Genomic DNA, 23,055 nt, shown 5'->3' with positions numbered 1-23,055 from the left:
AGCGGCCGGCCAGGAACACGACGACGCGGCTCGCGCCATGAACCGTCGCGTCGACCGCGGACCGGACGCACGAAACGCGGGCCCATGCGGGAGCGGACGCCTTGAGCGACGGACGCGACCGAGCAACGGACAATGCCGTCTCGGTACCGCGCGCTCAGACCGGGACGGCATTGTTGCGTGTCGAACGCCGAATCCCCCATGTCCTGACCGGTTGTCACACCCCTCAGGCACTCTCGAAACCGGGGCCCAACCCACCGCGACGACCGCGCTTTCGGCGACCCCAGCGAGCGGCGCCACGGAATGTCGCACCCTTCAGGCACCATCGAAACCGGGGGCCCTTCCCAGTCCGAGGCACGCACGTTCGGCGACCCCTCGGCACCGCTCAGGCCGCCTCCGGCTCCTTCGCCGCCGGGGCCTCCGCGCGCTTCGTCCAGCGGACCAGCCACCAGACGATGAGCACTGCGGGCAGGCCCTTGAGCATCACCCCGGCCAGCACGCCGAGCGCGCCCAGCCCCAGGCCGTCCCGCAGCAGCGGCGAATTCCACAAGGCGTGCAAGGCGATCACGCCCGCGAGTGCTCCCGCCGCGACCCACACCGACCGCATCGTCCGGCGCGTCGCCGCGTACGCCACCCCGGCGCCCGCGATCGCCGTGAACACCGCGTGGCTCCACAGCCCGGCGAGCACCCCGCGCACGATGAACACCGCGATCACCGGCTCGACCACGTCCCCGGCCCTGTTCAGGACCGTGCTCGACATCGCGAACGCGTACCCCTCCACGATCTGGAACCCCACGCCGCAGAACGCGCCCAGCACGATCCCGTCGAGCACGCCCTGCACCCGCCCCCACGCGATCGCGACCACCAGGACCACGCCCGCGGCCTTCACGACCTCCTCCACCACCGGCGCGGCCAGCACCGGCGACCACCGCTCGGCCCACGCCGGACCGTTCGCGGTGGCGAGCAGGCCGTACAGCGCGCGCGAGCCGAACAGGGACGTCATGACGGCCACGGTCGCTCCCCAGACCAGGCCGATCGCGAGCGCGGCGGCCGGGAGGGCGAGGCGGTCGGCGACGCGCCCGCGCAGCCACCAGAACGGGATCGTGAAGAGCGAGAACAGGACCAAGGCGGTCGTTCCGGCGCGCGGGTAGGCGAGGGCGACCGGGAGGGTGTTGTAGAGGAGCAGGATGCCGGCCGCGCCGATGAGCAGCGCGGCCGTCCACTGCACGGGGGAGGCGGGGTCGATCCGCATGTCAGACGGTCCCGAAGGACAGCTGGGCGATGAGCGCGTCGATTCTGTCCACAGTGGCCGAGTCTAGTGAGGCTCCGGTCGCGGTGACCTCGGCTCGGATCGTGTCGTGGACGAAGGCGCACGCGAAGCCCGCGCCGGTCTCGGTGACGAAGCTGCGGCCGGCGCCCTCGACACCGTCCGCCGCGCAGTCGCGCGGCTCGGTGAGCTGCACGCCGGGCTGGACCTCGAGGAGGCGGGACATCTCCTCGGCCAGGTACTCGGCGTCGAAGTCGTACGGGGCGGCGACGGCGATGTCCACTTCCGCTTCGCCCACAAGGAATTCGATGCGGCCGGACTCCGGCTGGTAGAAGCCGGGGCGCATCCGGACCTCGTCGGGGGCGGTGAGGGTGACGCCGGCGAGCGTGAAGGTCTCGCCGCCGACGTCGACGGTGGGGGAGACGGCCTTGTTCAAGAGGGGCACGGCGAGCGCGAACAAGAGGACCACCGCGGTGACGGCGGTGGCGATGGCGAGGCTCTTCGTGCGAGTCACGGTTCCAGCGTGGCACGCGATCTCCGGCGGCGCATCGGGAACGCCCGCGTATGGGAGGTGGCCCGCTCGATCGGGGGAACGACGTCGCTTCGACCGCGCGCCGACGGGTGCGGGAGCGTTGCGTCCCTGCGAGAAGCGTGCGCGCTTCGTGAACGGGATGCCTGCGGCGGTTCGCCGCTCGGACGCGGAAGCATGGCCTTCCGGTGCGTCCAGTGAGACGGTCGCCGCCTCGACGCGCGTTCAAGCACGATGCGTCGCGGTCGCCCGGAAGCGGTTCGCTGTGAGGTGGCGGGCCCTGAGGGAGGGCCCGCGTCCTCGATCGTCGAAGTGCGCGGCGCCGACGTCCGCGGCTTCGAAGGGGGCATTGCGGCCGGAAGGGTGGTCCGGCCCTGGTTCCACTGCACCGTGTCGGCCACGGTGCCTCTTGCTTCATGCCAGTGGCGGTGCCTGGTCGGTGGCGCTTCCGCTGGCGTCGCCGCGCTGCTGGTCTACAGCGCCGCGGTGATGCTGCTACTCAGCGGCGACGCGCTGAGCGGGGATGTCGCCGTTGATCAGGGCGCGTATCTCGGACTCGCGGTAGCGGCGGTGGCCGCCGAGGGTCCGGATCGCCGAGATCTTGCCGGCCTTGGCCCAGCGGGTCACGGTCTTGGGGTCGACGCGGAACATCGCGGCGACCTCGGACGGGGTAAGCAGGGCCTCGGATTCCACCGGAAGGTTCAGCTCTGTCGTCATCGTTCTTCTCCTCCACAGACGGGCTGCGAATCACCGGCGCCGAGCCTTGATTCGTTCCTTCTGCAATCGTCCGGCCTGTCGTAGATGTCCGACATAGGCCGAACGGCCGATTTTGCTTGGACTTTCCGCTCGGTCCGCTCATCCGAGTGATCACTCCACATGCGAACGTGCTGGCAGCGGGCTCGCCGTGCCGCCGCGTCCGAGGTCAGTTCAGGCGCTCCGCGAGACGACGATCACGCCATCGGTCGACAAGGCGCGCATAGCACTCCTGCGCCTCCTCGGGTTCGGACGCGCCGAGGTGGTCGAGGGCCTGCCAGGTGAGGTCGACCGAGTCCTCGGTCCGCAGCTCCTCGGGGTCCAGGCAGGAGGCGAGCCCGCCGTAGTCGAGCTCCACGACCGAGTCGCGGTGGAAGCCGTCGAGCCAGTCGCCGGTCTCGGCGAGGGCCTCGGCCAGTTCGGCGCCCTCGCCGAACTCGGCGCGCACCAGGTTACGGGCGACCACGAGTCCCGTGCGGGCCTTCGTGATCGGGGTGCGGTAGCGCAGTTGGGCGATGCCGCGCTGGATGACCAGCTCGCGGTCCTCGGGCCGGACGCACGCGAACCAGCGCAGCGGCACGGACCAGGACGCGACGTGCTCATGGGAGTCGGCGGGCGCGTCGTGGCGGTCGACGCCGTCGTCCAGGGCGACCACCTCGGCCGCGGAGGACAGGAACTCGGGCGGGAACAGCGCCTCGGCCACGGCCTCGGGGGTCAGCCGCCGCACTTCCAATGCGGAGGCGGCGATCCGGTAGCGCAGGTTCCAGGGGCAGATGAGAGGGTCGGCCTCGCGGCCGCGGTCGATGACATAGGCGTCCCGACCGAACGACGGCACGCCGCGCCAGGGCCACCCGATCCGCTCGTACAGCGCCTCGCGGCGCAGCCGCGGTCCCTCGAGGGGGTCGATCGCCCGGCCCGACGCGGCGTACGCACGCCAGTAGTCGGCGTCGGCGAACGCCCCCGCCGGCTCGTAGACGCGCAGATAGGACGCGTTCGGTGCGTACACGAGGCAGATACTTCCATAGTCATATGCTGGGGGCGTAGGCATACCCGCGCTACGACAAGAGTGTCGGCCGAGACCCGGCCGCCCCCTGGGAGGTGCCCGCAGCGACGGCGGCGCAGGGACACCCCCGCGAGAAGAAACTGGAGAGCAAGCCATGAGCATCTTCGACGGCAGCGGCCACGAGCAGGTCGTGTTCTGCCACGACCCCGATTCGGGGCTGCGCGCGATCATCGCGATCTACTCCACCGCCCTCGGCCCGGCCCTCGGCGGCACCCGCTTCTACCCCTACGCCACCGAGGAGGAGGCCCTCCAGGACGTCCTGCACCTCTCCGAGGGCATGGCCTACAAGAACGCGATCGCGGGGCTCGACCACGGCGGCGGCAAGGCCGTCATCTGGGGCGACCCGGCCGTCGACAAGAGCGAGGCGCTGCTGCGCGCGTACGGGCGCTTCGTGGAGTCGCTCGGCGGGCGCTACGTGACCGCGTGCGACGTCGGCACGTACGTCGAGGACATGGACCACGTCGCCCGCGAGACCCGCCACGTGAGCGGGCGCAGCCCCGAGGCCGGCGGCGCCGGGGACTCCTCGATCCTCACCGCGTTCGGCGTGTTCCAGGGCATGCGGGCCGCGGCCCAGCACAAGTGGGGCGCGGTGGACCTCGCCGGCCGGACGGTCGGCGTGGCCGGGCTCGGCAAGGTCGGGCGCCACCTCATCCCGCACCTGCTCGACGCCGGGGCGCAGGTCCTCGCGTGCGACGTGAACCAGGCCGCGATCGACTGGGCCAAGGACAACTACCCGCAGGTGCGGATCGTCGCGGACGCGGACGAGCTCATCGCCTCGGGCATCCACGTGTACGCGCCGTGCGCGCTCGGCGGGGTCCTCAATGAGCGGTCCCTGAAGACCCTCGACGCCGAGATCGTGTGCGGGGCGGCGAACAACCAGCTCGCCGAGGCGGGCATCGCCGTCGAGCTCGACCGGGCCGGGATCCTGTACTGCCCCGACTACGTGGTGAACTCGGGCGGGGTCATCCAGGTCGCCGACGAGTACGACGGCGCGTTCGACTTCAAGCGGGCCGAGCGGCGCACCGCCGGGATCTTCGCGACCACCTCGCGCATCCTCGAGCGGGCCAAGGGCGAGGGGACCACCCCGGTCGCCGCCGCGAACGCCCTCGCCGAGGAGCGGATGGCCGCCGTCGGACGCCTCCAGCGGGTGCGGCTCTTCCACTGATGGACCGGCACCGACGGACCGGTTGACCGGCTGACCATGTCCCCTGGTGCGCGCATGTGCGCGCCGGGGGACCGTTCCGCTCACGGGGCGTCGTCAAGCGCCTTCGCAAAGCGAGAACGAATCTCACGATTCGGGCGGATGTTCGTCCCGGTCTGGTGGTCATCGCCGGTAATCTGTGGCACCCAACTCATGGGCCGGGATGCAGTCCTGCGCTCTGAGGTTGTACCGTAGGAGCCACGAAGAGATTGCAAGCATTCCGGGGCACCTTATCGGCTGCCCCGATGATTTCTGTGCGAGGGGGTCGAGCCATATGGGGCGAGGCCGAGCTAAGGCAAAGCAGACCAAAGTGGCCCGTAAGCTCAAGTACCACACTCCGAACACCGACATCCGAGCGCTGGAGCGCGAACTCGGGGGCGGTCGTCAGGACGAGGTCGACATTGAGCCTCCTGAAGAGGAGCCGGACCCTTACGCCGCTTACGCCGATCGGTATGACGGAGACGAAGACGAGCTCCGGGAAGATGACTGGCTCCCGCCAAAGAAGCAGTTAGCCGGACGGCTCCTCGAAGCCGACCAGGCGGGCCCTCCCGACCGATACCGCAATCTCCATATCCAGTGACCGCAGGTGTCCCAGGCGACCCCTGCGCGACTCCCGAAGGACCGCTCCCCCACGGGCCGGTCCCCAGGTGCTGGAGCAAAGACTTCGGCGCCGAGCACTCGGGATGCACGCCAACAGCTGAACAAAGAAGAGGCGGGGGGGCCCCCCGGGGGGCCCCCCCGCCCCCCCCCCCCCCCCCCCCCCCCCCCCCCGCCTCTTCGGCTGCCTTACTGCTGCGGCGCCTGCGGCCACGGGTTCTGCTGGGTCGCCGGGGCCTGCGGGGCCTGCGGCTGCACGGCCGGCTGCTGGCCGGTCGGGTAGCCCGGCTGCGGCGCGGGGCCGGCCGGGGCGGCCGGCTGCGCGGCCGCGGCCGAACCGGGGACCATCACCGCACCAGCGGCGAACAGGCCGTACGCGGCCACGAGCAGGAGCGCGCCGATCCAGGCCGAGGCGTCGGCCGCGGAGTCGCCGTCGCCCAGCGACAGGACCGTGAACAGGAGCCGCGCCAGGAAGATCGACGCGCCGACCACGGCCAGCGTCTTCCACAGGTTCCGCAGCTTCTCACCGGTGAACAGCGTCAGCGCGAACATGACGATGACGGCCACGAGGATCGACAGGATGTCGCCGCTGAACTCGCCCGCGACGAACGTGGAGAGGACCGTGCCGTCGCCGAAATCGGAGGAGCCGCCGGAGCTCGTGCCGGCGATGAGGCCGGCGAGCACCAGGGCGCCGAGACCGCACAGACCCAGGATCGCGGGCATGGACGGCACGCCGAGCTTGTCGAACAGCGACGGGGCCGGGGGAGCATAGGCCGCGTACTGCTGCTGGGCCTGGTACTGCGCCTGCGGCGAGGCGTAGGGCGCCTGGGGGTAGGCCTGCTGTTGGGGCTGGCCGGAGGTCGGCTGCTGCGGATACCCCGCACCTGATTGCTGTTCACTCATGTCCTCATCATGCCTTGGGCGGGCAAATGGACGCACCCGGGTTGCACGGGATTCCCCCTGCATGGAGCGGCCGGACGCCGCGCCGGTCCGCAGTGCACGCCCGACCCGCTTCGGGCCCTTCGGGTTGCGCGCCGCGCCCCACTCCGGCGCGGATTCGCCCCCGCCAACCGCAGCGCCGCACACACTCGAACCCGTAGGCTGGAAGCATGTCGCAACGTCTCCGTCCCGTTTCGCCGATCTGGGTGGCAGGCCGTCCGCAGCACGGCGAGGAGGAGTTCTTCGTCACCCACCCTTACGACGAGTCCCCGGTGGGCGCCACCTCGTGGGCCACCGCCGGGCAGGTGGAGGCCGCCGTCGCCGCCGCCTCGGGGGCCGCGCGCGAATGCGCGGGCCTGCCCGCCCACGTGCGGGCCGAAGCCCTCGAGCACGTGCGCCGCCGCCTCGACGAAGAGGCCGAGACCTGCGCCGAGCTCATCACCGCCGAATCGGGCAAGCCGATCGCCTGGGCGCGCGTCGAAGTGCGCCGCGCCGTCTCCACGTTCCGGTGGGCGGCCGAGGAGGCACGCCGGTTCGTCGGCGAAGTGCAGCGGCTCGACACCGACGCGGCCGCCGAAGGCCGGATGGCGCTCGTGCGGCGCTTCCCGCGCGGGCCCGTGCTCGGCATCTCGCCGTTCAACTTCCCGCTCAACCTCGTGGCGCACAAGGTCGGCCCGGCCATCGCCGCCGGCTGCCCGATCGTCGTCAAACCCGCCCCGGCCACGCCGCTCTCCGCGCTCCACCTCGGCGCGCTGTTCTCCGAGACCGACCTGCCGCCCGCGATGCTCTCCGTGCTGCCCGTCCCGAACCACCGGGCCGACCAGCTCGTGGACGACCCGCGCCTGCCCGTCGTCTCCTTCACCGGCTCCGGGCCCGTGGGCAAGCAGATCCTGCGCCGCATCCCCGACAAGCACGTGACGCTCGAACTCGGCGGCAACGCCGCCGTCCTCGTCAGCGCCGACTACCCCAAGCGGGACTGGGCGGCCGAGCGGATCGCGATGTTCGGGAACTACCAGGCCGGGCAGTCGTGCATCGCCGTGCAGCGCGTGTTCATCGAGGCGCCCGCCTACGCGGACATGGCCGCCCGCATCACCGAGCAGGTCAAGGCCCTGCCCTCCGGCGACCCGAACGACCCGTCCTGCAAAGTGGGACCGCTCATCAGCGCCGACGCGGCCGCGCGGGTCGAGGCGTGGATCGAAGAGGCCGTCGACGAAGGCGCGAAGGTCCTCTGCGGAGGCACGCCCCGCGAGGGCTCGCTCATCGAGCCCACGGTGCTCGCGAACGTGCGCCCCGACGCGAAGGTCCTGCGCGACGAGGTCTTCGGGCCCGTCCTCGTGCTCGCCAGCGTCGAGAGCTTCGAAGCGGGGCTCAACGCCGTCAACGACTCCCGGTACGGGCTGCAGGCCGGCGTGTTCACCGAGAGCCTGCCGCAGGCGATGCTCGCCCACCGCACCCTCGACGTGGGCGGCGTGATCATCGGCGACGTGCCCTCCTTCCGGGCCGACCAGATGCCGTACGGCGGGGTCAAGGGCTCGGGCGTGGGACGCGAAGGCGTGCGCTCCGCGATGGAGGACTACACGGTCGAACGCGTGCTCGTCCTTCCGGACACTCTTTGACCTGCTGATTCGGGCACGCGGGCACCGGCGGGCCCGGCCGGGCCCGAAGCCGCCGAGCGGTGCGTCACCTCGCACCGGTGACGGGCGGGGGCGTTCGACCCCACGCGTCCCCATTGAGCTGCGACATTCCTTACTCGCGCGCGACCCCGGATTCGCCGATTGTTGACAGGCCCCTATAGCGTGGCCGACATGACTGTCCCTCCGAATTACGGTCCTCCGCCGGAGCAGCCGCAGACCCCCGGCTACGGTTACCAGTCGCCTTACAACGGCGGCCAGAACCCTTACGGCAGCCAGCCGCAGCAGCCCCCCTACGGCGGCGCGGGCGGCGGACAGCAGCCGCCTTACGGCGGCGGCGGCGGACAGCCCCCTTACGGCCAGGACCCGGGCGGCCCTTACGGCGGCCCCGTCCTCCCGCCGGAACCGCCGAAGCGGAACCTCGGACTCATCGGCACGATCGTCGTCGTGGCCACGGTCCTCGTGCTCGGCGGCGTCCTCCTCGTCACCATGAACCTCAAGGGCAAGGACGACGACACCGCCGAAGGCGGCGGCGACGACACCTCCGAGTCCGCCTCCGAGAACGACAACACGCCGGACGAGAACGCCACCACCCCCGCCGAGGAGGAGGCCGGCTCCGAGGTCGGGCAGTGCCTCCCGTACGAGTACGACGTCGACGGCAGCGGCCTCGGCGCGCTCGTCGACTGCTCCGACGGGACCGCGTTCTGGGAGATCACCGCCCAGTCCTACGACGTCGCCGACATCGCCGTCGACGACGAGGGCTCCATCGTCGACACCGCACCCGTCTACGCGCTGTGCGGGGACGGCTGGGGCGCCAACCAGCTCGGCCAGGCGTGGACCCACTGGGACTACGTGTACTCCTCGGGCAGCCTCGACTCGCTCTACTGCATGAAGGCCGTCGGCAACCCCGACCCGGCCGAGCCCGAGCACCTGCCGGTCATGCCGGACGTGGGCGACTGCTTCGACGACGCCGACCGCTGGTGGAGCATCGACTGCGGCTCCAGCCTGGCGCTGTACACCGTCGTCGACACGATCATGCTCGACGAGCCCGTCAAGGACATGTCCGACGCGGACGCCGAAGCGAAGGGCGCGGACTGCGGCACCGACTGGTACTGGAAGATGGTCGACGGCGAGAACCGCACCTACGGGATCCTCTGCGGCAACGACGTCTAGACATCGCACGTGAAAGCGGGGCGGCCTCCGGCCGCCCCGCTTCTCGCTGTCTCGGCTCCGCTTCCCCAAGGCTTCCTCGGACACGGGAACGGCGGCGCGAACCCCTCGATCGCGCCGCCGTAAGCGGTGGTCCCGGTGCGGCCCTAGCCGAAGCGGCCGGTGATGTAGTCCTCGGTGCGGGAGTCGGACGGGTTGGAGAAGAGGCGCTGCGTCTCGTCGAACTCGACGAGGAAGCCGTAGCGCTCGCCCGCGTCGTCCACGGCCGCCGAGAAGAACGCCGTCGCGTCCGAGACGCGCGCGGCCTGCTGCATGTTGTGGGTGACGATCACGATCGTGTAGTCGCGCACCAGCTCGCTCATGAGCTCCTCGATGCGCGCGGTCGCGATCGGGTCGAGCGCCGAGCACGGCTCGTCCATGAGCAGGACCTCCGGCTGCACGGCGATCGCGCGGGCGATGCACAGGCGCTGCTGCTGCCCGCCCGAGAGCGCCAGGGCGCTCTTCTTCAGGTTGTCCTTGACCTCGTCCCACAGCGCCGCGCCGCGGAGCGCCTGCTCCACGCGGTCGGCCAGGTTGTCCTTCATGCCGTTGATCCGCAGGCCGTACGCGACGTTGTCGAAGATCGACTTCGGGAACGGGTTGGCCTTCTGGAACACCATGCCGATGTGGCGGCGCACCGCGATCGGGTCGACGCCCGAGGCGTAGATGTCCTTGCCGTGGAAGGTGATGCTGCCGGAGACCTTCGCGCCCGGGATGAGGTCGTTCATGCGGTTGATCGAGCGCAGCACAGTCGACTTGCCGCAGCCGGACGGGCCGATCATCGCGGTGATCTGATTGCGCGCCACGGGCAGCGAGACGTCGCGGACGGCGTGCGCCTTCCCGTAGTGGATGTCGACGCCCTTGAGGTCGATGACCGTCTCGGTCTGCGTCGGGGTGAACAGCGAGCCTTCGCTGCGCGCCGCTCGGCCCGGGGCGAGGCCCGCGATGGGGGCCTTGGCGCGGGTACCAGTCTCGTTCACGGTCACGCGAACTCCAATCACCGAATGTCAACCGCCGTTAACGTGTCCTGCCCTCATGGAACGCCACGCAGGTGCACGCAGGTGAACGTGAAGGTGAACTGAGAGTGAATGCAGTGCGGTCCCGGTCGCAGGCGTCCAGGCGCCGTTCAACGGCGCCCGGACCGCGCTCAGGCGTGCTCGGGCGGCAGCAGCTCGTCGTTCGGATAGCCGCCCAGCAGGTCGTCCGAGGCGGTGAGCGTGAACTCCTCCGCCACCCCGACCTCGCCGATGTCGACCGAGCCGGCCACGTCCCCGTCCTCGGCGAGCTCCATGAGCATCCCGCGGATCACCGGGGCCGGCACGCCGGAGTCCTCGGCGAGCGCCGCGAGGCTCACCTGCACGGTCGCGGACTTCGCGCCGCCGGGGAGGACGAAACGCCCTTCGTCGTCGAACTCGTACTCGATGCCGCCGACGCGGCGGATCGCGATCGCCGTGAGCTCCTCGAGGTCCCCGCGCTGGTCGGCGGCCTCCTCGATGGCCTCGACCTTGTCGAAGGCGAGCACGTCGAACGGGTTGATGTAGAGCATCGGGGCGACGTACAGCTTCCCGTCGCGCATCTCGGAGCGGTACAGGCCCAGGGCGAGCAGGAACTCGAGGAGGTCGCGCACGGTGTGCGGGACGGGCAGTCCGGCACGGCGGCAGTGCGTGGTGAAGGTGTCGATGCGCTCGCTGCGCTCGGCGGTGGCCCGGTCGTACTCCTCGCGGGCCTCCTTCTCGATGACCTCCTGGGACGCGCCCAGGTGGTGCTCGGAGGCCTCGGCGATCCAGTCGTCCACGTCGCCCGGGTCGCACCAGACGGGCTCGTTCCAGATGTCGTCCTCGGGGAAGGCGTCGGCCCACCAGCTCGCCGGGAACGGGTTCACGGAGGGGACGGTGCGGAACAACTCGATGCTGCACGGCATGATGCGGATCCACGCGGGGTGCATCGGGGCTTGGACGGGGCCGGACTCGTCGCCGAAGGGCCTCTCGAAAGATTCCACCCATCGACGGTAGCAGCGAGGTGCGACGCCGCAGCGCCGCTGGGGCGCGACTTCGCTTTCAGCGTATTGGCGCGGAGGGAGCCGTCCCGGCGCGGTGATACCAGGAGTCGCTCAGTGCCCGTTGAGTGCCCGATTGCGACGCGCTCCCGTGAGAGTGCGCCGGCGCCGGGACGGCCCTCGCGCGCGTCGGGCTTGCCGGCCCCGCCACGGTCTCGACAGTGCCCCTTTCTCGGGGAACCCGGACCGTTTCTGGAGGGACGCGCCTTTCGCGTCCGGGCCGACGTTACTCCGAAGCGACCCGGCGTGATTCGACCGAACGGCCGGGCCGGCCTAGCCGTTCAGGCGAGAGAGGTCCGGCTCAAAGTCGGCGAGGCTGCCGGCGTATTCAGGGGTGAGGTATTCGAGGGTGCGGACCTGCTGCTCGAGCAGCTTGCCCACGGTGACGATCTGATCGGCGGCGTTGAGCACCAGCCAGTGCTCGTGCTCGGAGTAGCGTTCTTCCACCGGCGCCAAGGTCACAGCGGTTTCCTCCCTGATAGGACGTGCTTTGCAGTGCGGTCCGAACAACGTAATGCGCCGTGAGCACCGCACGGATTCATGACACGCTGCGGGCAGGTGAAATACCTGCTCCCGCAAGAGGTCACAGGCTCGGGGTTCAGGCCCGCAGGACCAGGCGGAGGGTCGAGACGCCGTCCTCGGCGATCTCGATCGGGACGCCCCAGTCCTGGCGGGTGAGGTGGCACGCCGGGTGCTCGGCCTCGGCGTCGCAGGTCGCCGCCTGCGCGACCACCTGCAGGACGCCCTTCTCGATGCCGTCGGCGAGTACGAGGTCGCGGCCCAGCTCCTCGCCCTTCCCCGCGCCCTCGGCGAGGAGTTGCGGCGGGTCGGCCGAGATCGTGACCTGGATCGGGGAGCCGAACGTGTAGTCGAGCTTCTGGCCGGCGGCCGGTTCGAAGAGGACTTCGAGGCGCAGCGCGCCGGGGGCGACCTTGGTGCGCTTGCGGGTGACCCGGTGGTGCTGCCCGGAGACGGCGGCCTCGCCGAGGTCGGGCGCGGTGAGGCGGTGCGCGGCGGATTCGACCACGACGACCTTGCCGCCCAGGACGATCACGTCGCTGGGCTCCGCGAGGTCCGCGGCGAGGGTCGCGACCGTTTCGGTGCTCGGGTCGTAGGCGCGGAGGGCGCCGTTGTAGGTGTCGGCGACGGCGACGCGGCCGTCGGGGAGGACCGCGAGGCCGAGCGGGTGCTGCATGAGGGCGTCGGCGGCGGGGCCGTCGACGTGCCCGAAGTCGAAGAGCCCCTGGCCGACCGCGGTGTGCATGGCGCCGCGCTCGACGTAGCGGAGCGCGGAGGTCTCGGAGTCGACGAGCCAGAGGCGGTCGGCGGTGGCGGCGAGGCCGGAGGGCTGCGCCATCCAGACCTGGTCGAGGGGGCCGTCCTTGAGGCTCTCGACGGTGGTGCCCGCGTAGACGCCGGCGGTGCGGGCGAGCGGGTCGAAGGACCAGAGCTGGTGGATGCCGGCCATGGCGATGATGAGTTCGCCTTCGAACCAGGCGAGGTCCCAGGGCGAGGAGAGGTCCACTTCGAGGGCGTCGGCGGTGCCGTTGTCCATGCGCCACTGCTTGCCGGTGCCGGCGACGGTGGTGACGTGGCCGTCGGCGAGGCGGACGCCGCGCAGGAGGTGGTTGACGGTGTCGGCCACGACGAGGTCGTAGCCGGCCTCGGCCGCGACCTCGGCCGGGAGGAGCGCGAGGCCCTGCGGCTCGTTGAACTGGGCTTCGGTGCCGTCGGCGCGGCCGCGTTCGCCGGTGCCGATCACGGACACGACGGTCTCGAGGTCGGGGGCGAGGCGCACGAGGCGGTGGCGGGCCGAGTCGGTGACGAGGACGTCGCCGCCCGGGAGCTCGATCGCCTTGCCGGGGAAGCGGAGTGCGGTCTCGGCGGGCGGGGCGGCCACGTAGAGCGAACCAGCGGTGTCGAGAGTTCCATCGGCGGTGTGCTCAGCGACCAGCTCACCCACGATCGCATCGAGCGCTTCGAGATGTCCCTCGCCGGCCATCGTTGAGACCACATAGCCGGCGGGATCAATCACTACCAGCGTCGGCCAAGCCCGTGCAGCGAACGCATCCCATGTGGTCAAGTTGGGATCGTCGAGGACGGGGTGCTCGACACCGTAGCGCTCGACGGCCGCGGCGAGCGCCTGCGGGTCGCGCTCGTGCTCGAACTTCGGGGAATGGACGCCGATGATGACGAGCGCGTCACCGTACTTCTCCTCGAGCGGGCGGAGCTCGTCGAGGACGTGGAGGCAGTTGATGCAGCAGAAGGTCCAAAAGTCGATGATGGCGACACGCCCTCTGAGATCCGCCAGGGAGAGGTCCCGTCCACCAGTGTTCAACCAGGAGCGCCCCCGCAGCTCGGCGGCGCGGACTCGAGCGGGCTTCGTCATGGGCTCAAGGCTGCCACTGCCGTGATCGGGAGCCCAGTAGTTCGAGAAATCCATCACGTCAGGAGTCTGTGGGAACTCCTGCTTCCGCCCACGTGATCGCGACCCTCGAATCACCGTCGAACCTGGCACCGACACGACCAGGTTGCACCTCCGCACGATCGACGAACAGCGCGAGCACCTCCCTTCGCTCCTCCGGCGAATCGGCTCGCTCGACCATCCACACCAGCTCCTCTTCGCAGCGCGCCGGTCGACTCGCTAGCGCCAGCGAAGCATGCGCTGCCGCTTGGCGAAGTCGCTCGAGCCGCTCGTGCAGGTGGTCCGCAATCAGCGAATAGCGGTTGGCTCCTTCCTCACCGCCGAATTCACCTCGCAGGTATCTGGCTTCTTCAAGCTCGAATCTTCGTTTCTCGAGTGTCGAGATCTCCTGTCGAATCACATCGCGCCTCTCATGGAGCTCGGGATGGCTTCGTCTGGCGACCCGGTCGAGCACCACTTCCATCAGCGAATCGCCCGGCTGCAGCTCGGCCGCTCGGGTCCGAACCGCGTTCTCGACATAACGATCGAAGCTCTTGACCTGCACAGAAACGCCTGCACAGTCGCGACCCATTCGGTGCCGAGAGCACTGGTACGAAGTACCGGCTTTGCTCATCCGAGACCCGCACCGGCCACATCGGGCAAGCCCTGTCAGCAGGGCCGGACTGTGGTTCCGACCCGTCCGGCTGCCTGCGAACGAGAGACTCCGGCTCGCGATCTTCCGGAGAATGATCTCGCGCTCCTCGACTCCGATCACTCCCTCACCGATGGATACCGGCATCAGGGTCACCGGGTCGATCCAAGGATGAACACGATGCCCGTACTTCCGGGTCCCGTCCGCGGACACGGCAGTCTCAGTCCGCGGCATGATTCCTGCGAATGCAGGCGACTTCAGAAGCTGGAGAACCGTCGAAGAGTTCCACTCCCCGCCTCTCGGCGATTCGATTCCGTGCCCATTGAGCAGGCGGGCGATCTCAACCAGCGTCGATCCGGCCAGTGCCTCGTCGGCGATCAGGCGGGCATGAACAGCGGTCTCCGGATCGGGGACCAACCTCTGTGTCTCCCGGTCCACCTTGAGTCCGTATGGAGGTCGGCCTCCGGCCCATTTGCCCGCTTCCCGGAGATGCCGCTTTGCGCTCTCGACACGCATGCTCGTGTTCTCGGACTCCGCGCGAGCGAGATCCGCCAGCAGCATCATCACATCCCTGGCAGATTTCTCGTCGGTGTCGAGCTTGTCCATCACCGACACGAAGCGCGCACCAGCCTTCTGAAACTTGTCCAGGTGCGCCGCCACCTCGGTGATTCCGCGGCGGGACAACCTGTCGAGCTTCCAGACGATGAGCGCATCGGCCACGCCTGCGGCGATGGCGGTGATCGCATCCGAAAATCCGGTGCGGCGCACCGCCTTGAAAGCGGAGCGACCGCGATCTACATGCACCTTGCGCACGGCAAAACCGTTCCGTGCAGCCCATTCTCGGCAGTCGGCCTCTTGCCGCTCGATGCCGGAGTGTCCTTCTCGGTTGGACGAAACTCGAAGATACAGATCGGCTACGTTGCGCGCTGTCACCACTCGAGGCTAGCTAGGATCCTCCAGCAAAGCATCACTCGATGGTGTTGAGTAGGAGCAACTGAGTTGCAAAGCAGTGGGGGGGGGGGGCGGCGCCGCCCCCCCCCCCCACTGCTGCAACTCTGACTGCTAGGAAGCGTCTTCGCTCGGCTCCGCGCCGCCCTCGCCCTCGGCGGGGGCGCCGAGGAGGCTGAGGCAGTAGACGTCCTCGCCCACGGTGAGGGTCTCGCGGCCCGCGTCGGCGCATTCCTGGCCGTCGCCGACCTTCTGCACGATCTCGTAGTCCTCGCCTTCCTTGGCGTCGGCGCAGTCGATGGCCTCGGCCTGGTCGCCGCTCGTGTGGCGGACGCAGCCGTCCTCCTCGAACTTCGGCGCGGCGAACAGCAGGAAGTACACGCCCACACCGGCCGCGACCACGACGAGCGCGGCGACGATCGCGAGGATCGGCAGCAGCTTCTTCTTCGAGCCGCCACCGCCTTGGGCCGGTTGCGGCGGGTACTGGCCGGGCGGGACCGAGCCGGGCGGCATGCCCGGCTGCGAGTACTGGGGGGCCATCTGCGGCTGCGACTGCTGGTTCGGGTCGTACCCGCCCATCGCCGCCGACGGCGGCTCGCTGTGCGGGTTGTGCGCGCCGATGATGAGCTTCTGCGTGTCGTCCGACTGCGTCGGCGGGGCGGCCGGCGGCGGCGCCTGGTAGGCCGACTGCGGCTGCTGCGCATAGGGGTTGGCCGGAGGCGGCGGGGGCGGGACGGCACCGGGGGCCTGCATCGGGTGCGGGGCCGGCGCGGGCGCCTGGGCGTCCGGGTTCGTCAGCGGGTTCGGCGGCGGCGAAGGCCATGCCGAGGAGGGCGACTGGGCCGCCTGCTCGCCGTAGGGCGCGGGCGCGTTGAAGCCCGAGACGCCCTGGGGCGGCAGCACCTGCGTGCGCTCCTCGTACGGCTGCGCCGCGGGGGCCGGCGGCGGAGACGGCTGGCTCGCGGGCGGCGAGGAGGACGGGCCGAGGCGCAGGATCTGCGTGCCGTCCTGGTCGTACTGCGGGGACGACGGAGGCGCCTGCGCGGCAGGCGGTTCCGGCGCGGCCGGGGCGACCTGCTCGGGCGCGTTGTCGGCTGCGGGAGCAGCCGGGATGTCGATGTCGATCGACGAAGCGGTCGGGATCGCCTGCGTGACGCCCTCGTCGACCTGCTGCGGCTCGGGGGCCGCCTGCGGCGCTTCGGGTTCCGGCGCGGCGTCCGCGACAGGGTTGTCGGCGGCGGGGTTGTCGGCGGCGGGAGCGGCCGGGATCTCGGCGTCCGCGAGCGCGGAGGTCGAGACCGACTCGGTGGCGCCCTCGTCGACCGAAGGCGCAGCGGGGGCCTCAGGCTCGGCGGGTGCCTCAGGGGCTTCGGCCTGCGGCGCTTCGGGTTCCGGAGCGGCTTCGGCGGCCGGCGCCTCGGGGGCGGCCGTGTCTGCGGCGGGCGCGGGCTCGGCCTCGCTCTCGTCGGCAGCGGTGGTCTCGGTGGCGGTGCCCTGGTCGTCGGCGGTCGCCGGCTCTGGACTCGGGGTCGCCGCGGCGTCGGTCTCGGGGACCCGCTCGGCTGCGTTCTGGTCTTCGCTGCCCTCGCCCTTTTCAGGCGGGTTGCCTTGCTCGGAGGTCACGGCTGCTCCTCAATGCTGCTTCCGGCCTGGCGTCTTGGGGGCACGCCAGACGCGTCACACGGTACCGCAGCGGCGCTCGCGATCACTCGACAGGGTTAGTGACCGGGCACGGGAAGGCGGAGCGGGAGCCTCGCGATAGGACGGCCGCGGGGGGTCCGTGGCGAATGGAGGCATAGAAAAAGGCCCGGTGCCAGCGGTTTGCCCACCCCTCATGGCAAACGCGGCACCGGGCCGGTGTGAGAACCCCCTGGAGAGGGTCTCAATGGTGCGGGAACTCGGCGCTGTTCGCCGCACCAATGGGAGGAGATAAAGTTCGCGGTCCCAGTCGCCTGAGACGTCGGAAGCTTCGAAGTTATGTTTCCTCGTTGTTTCCGTGCCTCAATTACAACACCGAACGCCGTGATCCGCCAACGATTCCTCGGTGCCCTTGATCACGTCCAGGCGAGCAGTGTTTCCCCAGGGTGCTGCAGGAACGAGCCGACGTCGGCGAGGAACTGCGAGCCGAGTTCCCCGTCGATGAGCCGGTGGTCGAAGGACAGTCCGAGCGTGGTCACCTGACGGACGGCGATCTCGCCCTCGTGCACCCACGGCTGCGGCCGGACGGCGCCGAACACGAGGATCGCCGACTCCCCCGGAGGGAGGATCGGGGTGCCCGTGTCGATGCCGAAGACGCCGACGTTGGTGATCGAGATGGTGCCGCCGGACATGTCGGCCGGCGAGGTCTTCCCCTCGCGGGCGGTGCGCGCCAGCGAGGTGAGGGCCCCGGCCAGTTCGACGAGGCTCAGGTTCTGCGCGGCCTTGACGTTCGGGACGACCAGGCCGCGCGGGGTGGCGGCGGCGATGCCGAGGTTCACGTCGTGTTTCACGACGATCTCCTGGGCTGCTTCGTCCCACTGGGCGTTGATCATCGGGTGGCGGCGGGCGGCCAGCAGGACCGCCTTGGCCACGAACAGCAGCGGAGTGACCTTGACGTCAGCGAACTCCTTGCGGCCCTTGAACTCCTTGACCGTCTCCATCATGCCGGTGACGTCGCAGGTGAGGAACACCGTGGCGTGCGGCGCGGTGAACGCCGACGCGACCATGTTCTGCGCTGTGAGCTTGCGGACGCCCTTGATGGGGATGCGCTGGTCTTCGGCGGACGCGGTGACGCGGACCGGAGCCGCGGCCGACACCGGAGCTGCGACTGCGGCTTCGACGTCGGACCGGGAGACCGTGCCGTTCGGTCCGGTCGGGACGACCGAGGCGAGGTCGACGCCGAGGTCCTTGGCGAGCTTGCGCACCGGGGGCTTGGCGAGCACCGGTCCGGACGCCGCGGGGGCGGGCGCGGGCGGCGCGACCGGAGCCGCCGGGACGACAGCGGCGGGGGCCGCGGCCGCAGGGGCCGGCGGGGTCTCGCCCGAGCGGCGCTTGCGGCGCTTCGAGCCGGCCTCGCGCGCGCCGTACCCCACGAGGTTGGGCGTGCGCTCGTCCTTCTTCTTCTCGGCCGGGGGCGCCTCGGCGCCTTCGACCTCGAAGCTCGCGAGGGGCTTGCCGACGTCGATCGTCTCGCCCGCTTCGGCGTGGTGCTCGGCGAGCACCCCGTCGTAGGGGCTGGGCACCTCGACGAGGGCCTTGGCGGTCTCGACCTCCACGAAGGGCTGGTTGAGTTTGACCTCGCCGCCCGGCTCCACGAGCCACGCGGCGACTTCGCCCTCGGTGAGACCCTCACCGAGGTCGGGCAGGTTGAACGTGATCCTCTGACCCATGTCCGCTCCTCAGTACTCGAGCGACCGGTCGACGGCGTCGAGCACCCGGTCCAGGTTCGGAAGGTAGTCGTCTTCGAGGCGGCTCGCCGGATAAGGGACGTCATAGCCGGTCACCCGCAGGACGGGGGACTCCAGGGAGTAGAAGCACTCCTCGGAGATGCGCGCGGCCACTTCGGCGCCGAGGCCGATGTTGCCGGGCGCCTCGTGGACGACGACGGCGCGGCCGGTCTTGCGGACCGACGCGAACAGCGGCTCCCAGTCGATCGGGGAGAGCGCGCGCAGGTCGATGACCTCGAGGTCCAGGCCTTCCTCGGCCGCCGCGGCGGCGGCGTTCGCGGCCACGTCCACGGTGGGGCCGTAGGCGATCAGGGTCGCGGTGCGGCCCTCGCGGACGGTGCGGGCGCGGTAGAGGTCGAGCTCGGAGCTCTCGGTGTCGACCTCGCCCTTGGAGTGGTAGCGGCGCTTCGGCTCGAAGAAGATCACCGGGTCGTCGCCGGCGGCGGCCTGCTGGATCATCCAGTAGGCGTCGGCCGGGTTCGAGCAGGTGACGACCTTGAGGCCGGCGGTGTGCGCGAAGTACGCCTCGGGGGACTCCGAGTGGTGCTCGATCGCGCCGATGCCGCCCCCGAAGGGGATGCGCACGACCACGGGCAGGCGCACGCGGCCGCCGGAGCGGTTCGGGATCTTCGCGAGCTGGGAGACCAGCTGGTCGAAGGCGGGGTAGACGAAGCCGTCGAACTGGATCTCGCAGATCGGGCGGTAGCCGCGCAGGGCCAGGCCGATCGCGGTGCCGATGATGCCCGACTCGGCCAGGGGGGTGTCGATGATGCGGTCGGACCCGAAGTCCTTCTGCAGGCCGTCGGTGACGCGGAAGACGCCGCCGAGGCGGCCCACGTCCTCGCCCATGACGAGGGACTTCGGCTGGTCCTCCAGGACGCGCCGCAGGCCTTCGTTCAAGGCCTTGATCATGGACATGGTGGTCATCGGACGTCGCTCCCTTCCTCGAGGGAGGCCTGGAAGTCGACCGCCTCCGCCCGCTGGGCCGCGATGCCGGCGGGCATCTCGGCGTACACGTTGTCGAACATCTCGGTCACCTCCGGGTCGGTGAGCGCCATGACGCGGGCGCGCAGCGCCCGGACCTGCTCGCCGGCCTCGGTGTCGACCGCGGCGAAATAGGACTCGTCGGCCAGGCCCTCGGCGGTCAGCCACTTGCGGTAGCGGACGATCGGGTCCTTCGCGCGCCAGAAGTCCAGCTCGGCCTCGTCGCGGTAGCGCGTGGCGTCGTCGGAGGTCGTGTGCGGCTGCATGCGGTACGTGTAGGCCTCGACGAGGCTGGGGCCCTCGCCGCGGCGGGCGCGGTCGAGCGCGGACTGCGTGACCGCGTAGGTCGCCAGGACGTCGTTGCCGTCCACGAGGATCCCCGGGACGCCGAAGCCCTCGGCGCGGCGGTACGGCGGCAGCCGGAACTGGCGGGCGTTCGTCTCCGAGATCGCGTACTGGTTGTTCTGGCAGAACAGCACCAGCGGGGAGTTGAACACCCCGGCCCAGATCAGCGCCTCGTTGAAGTCGCCCTCGCTCGTGGCGCCGTCGCCGTGGTAGACCACGACGGCCTCGCCGTCGTCGTTCCCGACCGCGCCGTCCATGGCCACGCCCATCGCGTAGCCGGCGGCGTGCAGGGTCTGGGAGGCGATCACGATCGCGTACATGTTGAAGCGGTCGGCGGCGACGTCGCGCCCGCCGAGGTCGGTCCCGCGGAAGAGCGCGAACGACGAGATGAGGTCGATGCCGCGGCACCACTGGACGCCGAGCTCCCGGTAGGCCGGGAAGACCGTGTCCTGGGGCTTGAGGGCCCGGCCGGAGCCGACCTGCGCGGCCTCCTGGCCGAGGAGGCTCGGCCACAGGCCGAGCTGGCCCTGGCGCTGCAGGGCCGTGCCCTGGGCGTCCAGCTCGCGGGTGATGACGAGGTCGCGGTAGAGGCTGCGGTACTCGTCGTCGGTGAGGGAGATGTCGTAGTCGGGATGCTTGACGCGCTGACCCTCCGGAGTCAGCAGTTGCACGAACTCTGGTTCGTTCGCTGAGGCGGGTTTCGGACGGCTCTTGGCCGCCTTCTTGGCAGGACGCTGTGTGTCGCCCATTGATGCCTCCTCATATTCGTATTCCGGTGTATCCAAGCATCCCAAAGTCTTGGGTGGTGCGCGCCATAGCCGCCGCCCCATTACTATTCGAGTCGACGGACTGACGCACAGTAGTGATCGGTCGAGCCATCGACATCATCGGTCCTGAACGGCCGTTTCGTCGCACGGGGGTGGCGGGAAGGAGCGCGCGGTGCGCCGCAGAGGCAGCGACCAGGGGGGACACTGGCCGGTGGGAATTTGGTTCGCCATGGTCGGCGTGAGCGCCGGGACCGTGGCGTCCTTCTCCCTGATCGGATGGACCTTCGCGAAGGACCTCTACGGCGGCGGCGACGGCACCGAACCGCTCGGCTACGACCCCCAGACCGTGGTCATCGAGGCCGAGACCCCCGACCCCTTCGGCGTCACCGGGGGCGACGAAGGCTCGCTCGGCCCCGCCGGGCCCGGGCACGAACCGCAGATCGCCGTCAGCCCCGCCGAGCCGCAGGCCGAACGCATCGTCGACGCCGACGAACTGCCCGAGCGCGACCCGCGCGAGGAAGCGGCGACCGAAGCGAGCACGCCTCCGCAACTGGTCCCGGTCGAGGACGAGGACGACGACTGCGGTCGCGAGGAAGCCGCCCCGGGCGGGAACGCCGGTACGGACCACAACGGCGGCAACGGAAACGGCGAAGGCCAGGGTCAAGGCCAAGGCCAAGGCCAAGGCCAAGGTCAAGGTCAAGGTCAAGGCCGGGGTCAGGGGCAAGGTCAGGGGCAAGGTCAGGGCCGGGGAAACGGCGACGACTGGGACCGTCCCGACCTGCCCGAACTGGACATTGACCTGGACGTCATCTTCGACCAGGCCGACATCGAACTCGACCTCGAATTCGACGCGCCCACCGAGCCCGAGCTCGAACCCGAGGACCCGTCCGACGCCGCCTCCGAACCCGCGCCCGGCGCTTCGACAGGCATCGAGGACTGAGTCCGGCCGGTCCAGCGACTCGCCCGAAGGAGTGAGTTGTGGGGAAGGCCACCCCGTAGCCGTAACTTGCATATGCGGATTGCCGTTACTCCCTCTGAGAGCGCGTCGCAGTGACGGCACACGGATTTTCTGTGGGGTACAAGCAAATGGACCTTTTCTCCCGCACGATGCTCGCCTGTTCGGCCGAGGCGGGCCTGACCTCTACGGCCCTGACCCGGCACGTCTCCCTCCTGCGCCGCAACATCGCGCCCGGCGACCAGGTGTCCCTGCTCAGCCGCTGCGTCGGCTCCGACGGACTCGGCAGCGGCGACCACGTCCTCATGCTCACCGGCGAGCGCATGGTCGTCACCCGCCAATCGCGACTCCTCAGCCGCGTCCGCCTCTGCCTCGACGCGCCGGTGGCCGCGATCGAGAACCTGCGCTGGTCGGCCGACCCGGCCGGACCCGGCGTCGAACTCAACTTCACCGTCCTCGAAGGACCCGGCGAGACCGAGCCGCGCCGCTGGCACTTCTGGCTACCGGCGGCCCACGCCAAGCGCGTCTGGCGGATCGACGCGCTGCTGGCGCGCGCGTTCCGCCGCCCCAAGGCCGACTCCCGGCCCGCGACCGATCGCCTCGCGAATCCTTCGATCTTCGCCGACCTCGACCTGGTCGACGACGCGGCGACGGACCGGACCGAGGACACCGTCTCGCTCGTCAGGACCGCGCTCGCGCGGACCGCGCTGGCGGAGGTCCTGCCGGTCGGCGCCGTCCACCCGACGAGCCCGTTCCCCGCCCCGAACCCGCGCCTCACGGCCGCCGCGCGAGTGCAGCCGCCGCAGCAGCGATCGTTCCTGCCGCCGGTGGTGGCGGTCGACGAGCGTCCCGCGCTTCCGGTGCGCGACACCGCGATCAACGCGAGCAGGCCGCGAGCCGTGCCGCAGCGGCCCACGGGCTTCCAGGCGTCCGACCTCGAGAGCACGATGGCCACGGCGTGAGCCCCCGCTGAGACCGGGATGCGGGCAGTGCAGGCGGCTCGCGCACGCCTGGCAGGACGCGGCCCGCATCCTCAAGACCCGATCCCCCCGAAAGGCCGTGGGGGGGGGGGGGCCCCCCCCCCCCCACGGTCGGTTCTCGGTACTACTGCGGTCCGGTCACCGGCGCAGTTCGGCGGTGCAGCACTTGACGGAGCCGCCGCCCTTCTTGAGCTCGGAGAGGTCGACGGGGACGGTCTCGTACCCGGCGGCGCGGAGCTTCTCGGCGAAGCCGACGGCCTCGGCGTTGATGACGACGTTGCGGCCGTCCGACACGAAGTTCAGGCCGAACCCGGCGGCGTCCTCGGCGTCGGCGATCACCGCGTCGGGGAAGA

General features: G+C 70.6%; 21 protein-coding genes. 6 read left to right on the top strand and 15 right to left on the bottom strand.

Annotated elements, in window-relative coordinates; genetic code table 11:
• Positions 1-382 precede the first annotated feature (382 nt).
• The 4 genes from O2L01_RS23715 to O2L01_RS23700 form a co-directional block, all read right to left on the bottom strand.
• Entirely contained in the window at positions 383-1,249 is an 867-nt protein-coding gene (locus O2L01_RS23715; protein ID WP_270124512.1) for a PrsW family intramembrane metalloprotease, read from the bottom strand.
• A gap of 1 nt (position 1,250) precedes the next feature.
• Positions 1,251-1,778: a hypothetical protein gene (locus O2L01_RS23710; protein ID WP_270124511.1), complete on the bottom strand. Its 528-nt coding sequence runs from the start codon at positions 1,776-1,778 to the stop codon at positions 1,251-1,253.
• Positions 1,779-2,288: 510 nt separating this feature from the next.
• Positions 2,289-2,510: a BldC family transcriptional regulator gene (locus tag O2L01_RS23705; protein WP_205328228.1), complete on the bottom strand. Its 222-nt coding sequence runs from the start codon at positions 2,508-2,510 to the stop codon at positions 2,289-2,291.
• A gap of 205 nt (positions 2,511-2,715) precedes the next feature.
• Positions 2,716-3,552, bottom strand: a complete 837-nt coding sequence (locus O2L01_RS23700; RefSeq protein WP_270124510.1) for a hypothetical protein — start codon at positions 3,550-3,552, stop codon at positions 2,716-2,718.
• A 151-nt stretch (positions 3,553-3,703) separates the two neighbouring features.
• Here O2L01_RS23700 and O2L01_RS23695 point away from each other — a divergent pair, with 151 nt between their 5' ends.
• Together O2L01_RS23695 and O2L01_RS23690 are read left to right on the top strand one after the other, a co-directional pair.
• Positions 3,704-4,774 (top strand): Glu/Leu/Phe/Val dehydrogenase dimerization domain-containing protein, encoded by a 1,071-nt coding sequence (locus tag O2L01_RS23695; protein ID WP_270124509.1) that lies wholly within the window; start codon positions 3,704-3,706, stop codon positions 4,772-4,774.
• 310 nt (positions 4,775-5,084) lie between these two features.
• Complete coding sequence (locus O2L01_RS23690; protein WP_270124576.1) at positions 5,085-5,390, top strand: DUF3073 domain-containing protein; 306 nt, start codon at positions 5,085-5,087, stop codon at positions 5,388-5,390.
• Between the two features lie 206 nt (positions 5,391-5,596).
• Here the strand turns inward: O2L01_RS23690 and O2L01_RS23685 are convergent, their stop codons facing one another.
• On the bottom strand, positions 5,597-6,310 hold the full coding sequence (locus O2L01_RS23685; RefSeq protein ID WP_270122766.1) for a hypothetical protein: 714 nt from the start codon (positions 6,308-6,310) through the stop codon (positions 5,597-5,599).
• A 206-nt stretch (positions 6,311-6,516) separates the two neighbouring features.
• On the opposite strand from O2L01_RS23685, the gene O2L01_RS23680 reads away from it, so the two are divergent.
• The gene (locus O2L01_RS23680; protein WP_270122767.1) at positions 6,517-7,962 is read left to right on the top strand and encodes an aldehyde dehydrogenase family protein; all 1,446 of its coding nucleotides are present in this window, start codon (positions 6,517-6,519) and stop codon (positions 7,960-7,962) included.
• 189 nt (positions 7,963-8,151) lie between these two features.
• On the top strand, positions 8,152-9,150 hold the full coding sequence (locus O2L01_RS23675) for a hypothetical protein (protein WP_270122768.1): 999 nt from the start codon (positions 8,152-8,154) through the stop codon (positions 9,148-9,150).
• 143 nt (positions 9,151-9,293) lie between these two features.
• On the opposite strand, the gene pstB is transcribed toward O2L01_RS23675, so the two are convergent.
• The 9 genes from pstB to pdhA all read right to left on the bottom strand — a co-directional run bounded on the left by pstB (position 9,294) and on the right by pdhA (position 20,749).
• The gene (gene pstB / locus O2L01_RS23670) at positions 9,294-10,172 is read right to left on the bottom strand and encodes a phosphate ABC transporter ATP-binding protein PstB (RefSeq protein ID WP_374727634.1); all 879 of its coding nucleotides are present in this window, start codon (positions 10,170-10,172) and stop codon (positions 9,294-9,296) included.
• A 161-nt stretch (positions 10,173-10,333) separates the two neighbouring features.
• Positions 10,334-11,185, bottom strand: coding sequence for a DUF6042 family protein (locus O2L01_RS23665; protein ID WP_270122769.1), 852 nt, complete (start codon positions 11,183-11,185; stop codon positions 10,334-10,336).
• Positions 11,186-11,515: 330 nt separating this feature from the next.
• Positions 11,516-11,704: a hypothetical protein gene (locus O2L01_RS23660; RefSeq protein ID WP_270122770.1), complete on the bottom strand. Its 189-nt coding sequence runs from the start codon at positions 11,702-11,704 to the stop codon at positions 11,516-11,518.
• A gap of 136 nt (positions 11,705-11,840) precedes the next feature.
• A complete protein-coding gene (locus tag O2L01_RS23655) occupies positions 11,841-13,631 on the bottom strand; it encodes an NHL domain-containing thioredoxin family protein (RefSeq protein ID WP_270122771.1) in 1,791 nt (596 codons plus the stop codon).
• A gap of 58 nt (positions 13,632-13,689) precedes the next feature.
• Complete coding sequence (locus O2L01_RS23650) at positions 13,690-15,231, bottom strand: recombinase family protein (protein WP_270122772.1); 1,542 nt, start codon at positions 15,229-15,231, stop codon at positions 13,690-13,692.
• A 129-nt stretch (positions 15,232-15,360) separates the two neighbouring features.
• Complete coding sequence (locus tag O2L01_RS23645; protein ID WP_270122773.1) at positions 15,361-16,869, bottom strand: hypothetical protein; 1,509 nt, start codon at positions 16,867-16,869, stop codon at positions 15,361-15,363.
• 431 nt (positions 16,870-17,300) lie between these two features.
• Positions 17,301-18,614 (bottom strand): dihydrolipoamide acetyltransferase family protein, encoded by a 1,314-nt coding sequence (locus tag O2L01_RS23640; RefSeq protein WP_270122774.1) that lies wholly within the window; start codon positions 18,612-18,614, stop codon positions 17,301-17,303.
• Positions 18,615-18,623: 9 nt separating this feature from the next.
• Complete coding sequence (locus tag O2L01_RS23635; RefSeq protein WP_270122775.1) at positions 18,624-19,598, bottom strand: alpha-ketoacid dehydrogenase subunit beta; 975 nt, start codon at positions 19,596-19,598, stop codon at positions 18,624-18,626.
• The gene (gene pdhA / locus O2L01_RS23630; protein ID WP_270122776.1) at positions 19,595-20,749 is read right to left on the bottom strand and encodes a pyruvate dehydrogenase (acetyl-transferring) E1 component subunit alpha; all 1,155 of its coding nucleotides are present in this window, start codon (positions 20,747-20,749) and stop codon (positions 19,595-19,597) included. The genes O2L01_RS23635 and pdhA overlap by 4 nt, the downstream gene beginning before the upstream one ends.
• A 229-nt stretch (positions 20,750-20,978) precedes the next feature.
• Here pdhA and O2L01_RS23625 point away from each other — a divergent pair, with 229 nt between their 5' ends.
• Together O2L01_RS23625 and O2L01_RS23620 are read left to right on the top strand one after the other, a co-directional pair.
• Entirely contained in the window at positions 20,979-21,707 is a 729-nt protein-coding gene (locus tag O2L01_RS23625; RefSeq protein ID WP_270122777.1) for a hypothetical protein, read from the top strand.
• A gap of 131 nt (positions 21,708-21,838) precedes the next feature.
• A complete protein-coding gene (locus O2L01_RS23620) occupies positions 21,839-22,684 on the top strand; it encodes a hypothetical protein (protein ID WP_270122778.1) in 846 nt (281 codons plus the stop codon).
• A 156-nt stretch (positions 22,685-22,840) separates the two neighbouring features.
• Here O2L01_RS23620 and O2L01_RS23615 read toward each other — a convergent pair.
• On the bottom strand, positions 22,841-23,055 hold a 215-nt coding region (locus O2L01_RS23615), incomplete at its 5' end, for an arginine deiminase-related protein (RefSeq protein ID WP_270124508.1).

Source organism: Glycomyces lechevalierae, from assembly GCF_027622945.1.
GTDB classification, from domain to species: Bacteria; Actinomycetota; Actinomycetes; order Mycobacteriales; family Micromonosporaceae; genus Glycomyces; species Glycomyces rutgersensis.
The sequence above is the reverse complement of the archived record's forward strand: the minus strand, read 5'-3'. Positions and strand labels throughout refer to the sequence as shown.

Bases quoted from the DNA above. Each gene is read 5' to 3' on its own strand.
- O2L01_RS23715 (WP_270124512.1), bottom strand. From the start codon at position 1,249: ATGCGGATCGACCCCGCCTCCCCCGTGCAGTGGACGGCCGCGCTGCTC.
- O2L01_RS23635 (WP_270122775.1), bottom strand. From the start codon at position 19,598: ATGACCACCATGTCCATGATCAAGGCCTTGAACGAAGGCCTGCGGCGC.
- O2L01_RS23640 (WP_270122774.1), bottom strand. From the start codon at position 18,614: ATGGGTCAGAGGATCACGTTCAACCTGCCCGACCTCGGTGAGGGTCTC.
- O2L01_RS23705 (WP_205328228.1), bottom strand. From the start codon at position 2,510: ATGACGACAGAGCTGAACCTTCCGGTGGAATCCGAGGCCCTGCTTACC.
- O2L01_RS23695 (WP_270124509.1), top strand. From the start codon at position 3,704: ATGAGCATCTTCGACGGCAGCGGCCACGAGCAGGTCGTGTTCTGCCAC.
- O2L01_RS23680 (WP_270122767.1), top strand. From the start codon at position 6,517: ATGTCGCAACGTCTCCGTCCCGTTTCGCCGATCTGGGTGGCAGGCCGT.
- O2L01_RS23675 (WP_270122768.1), top strand. From the start codon at position 8,152: ATGACTGTCCCTCCGAATTACGGTCCTCCGCCGGAGCAGCCGCAGACC.
- O2L01_RS23690 (WP_270124576.1), top strand. From the start codon at position 5,085: ATGGGGCGAGGCCGAGCTAAGGCAAAGCAGACCAAAGTGGCCCGTAAG.
- O2L01_RS23655 (WP_270122771.1), bottom strand. From the start codon at position 13,631: ATGACGAAGCCCGCTCGAGTCCGCGCCGCCGAGCTGCGGGGGCGCTCC.
- pdhA (WP_270122776.1), bottom strand. From the start codon at position 20,749: ATGGGCGACACACAGCGTCCTGCCAAGAAGGCGGCCAAGAGCCGTCCG.
- O2L01_RS23685 (WP_270122766.1), bottom strand. From the start codon at position 6,310: ATGAGTGAACAGCAATCAGGTGCGGGGTATCCGCAGCAGCCGACCTCC.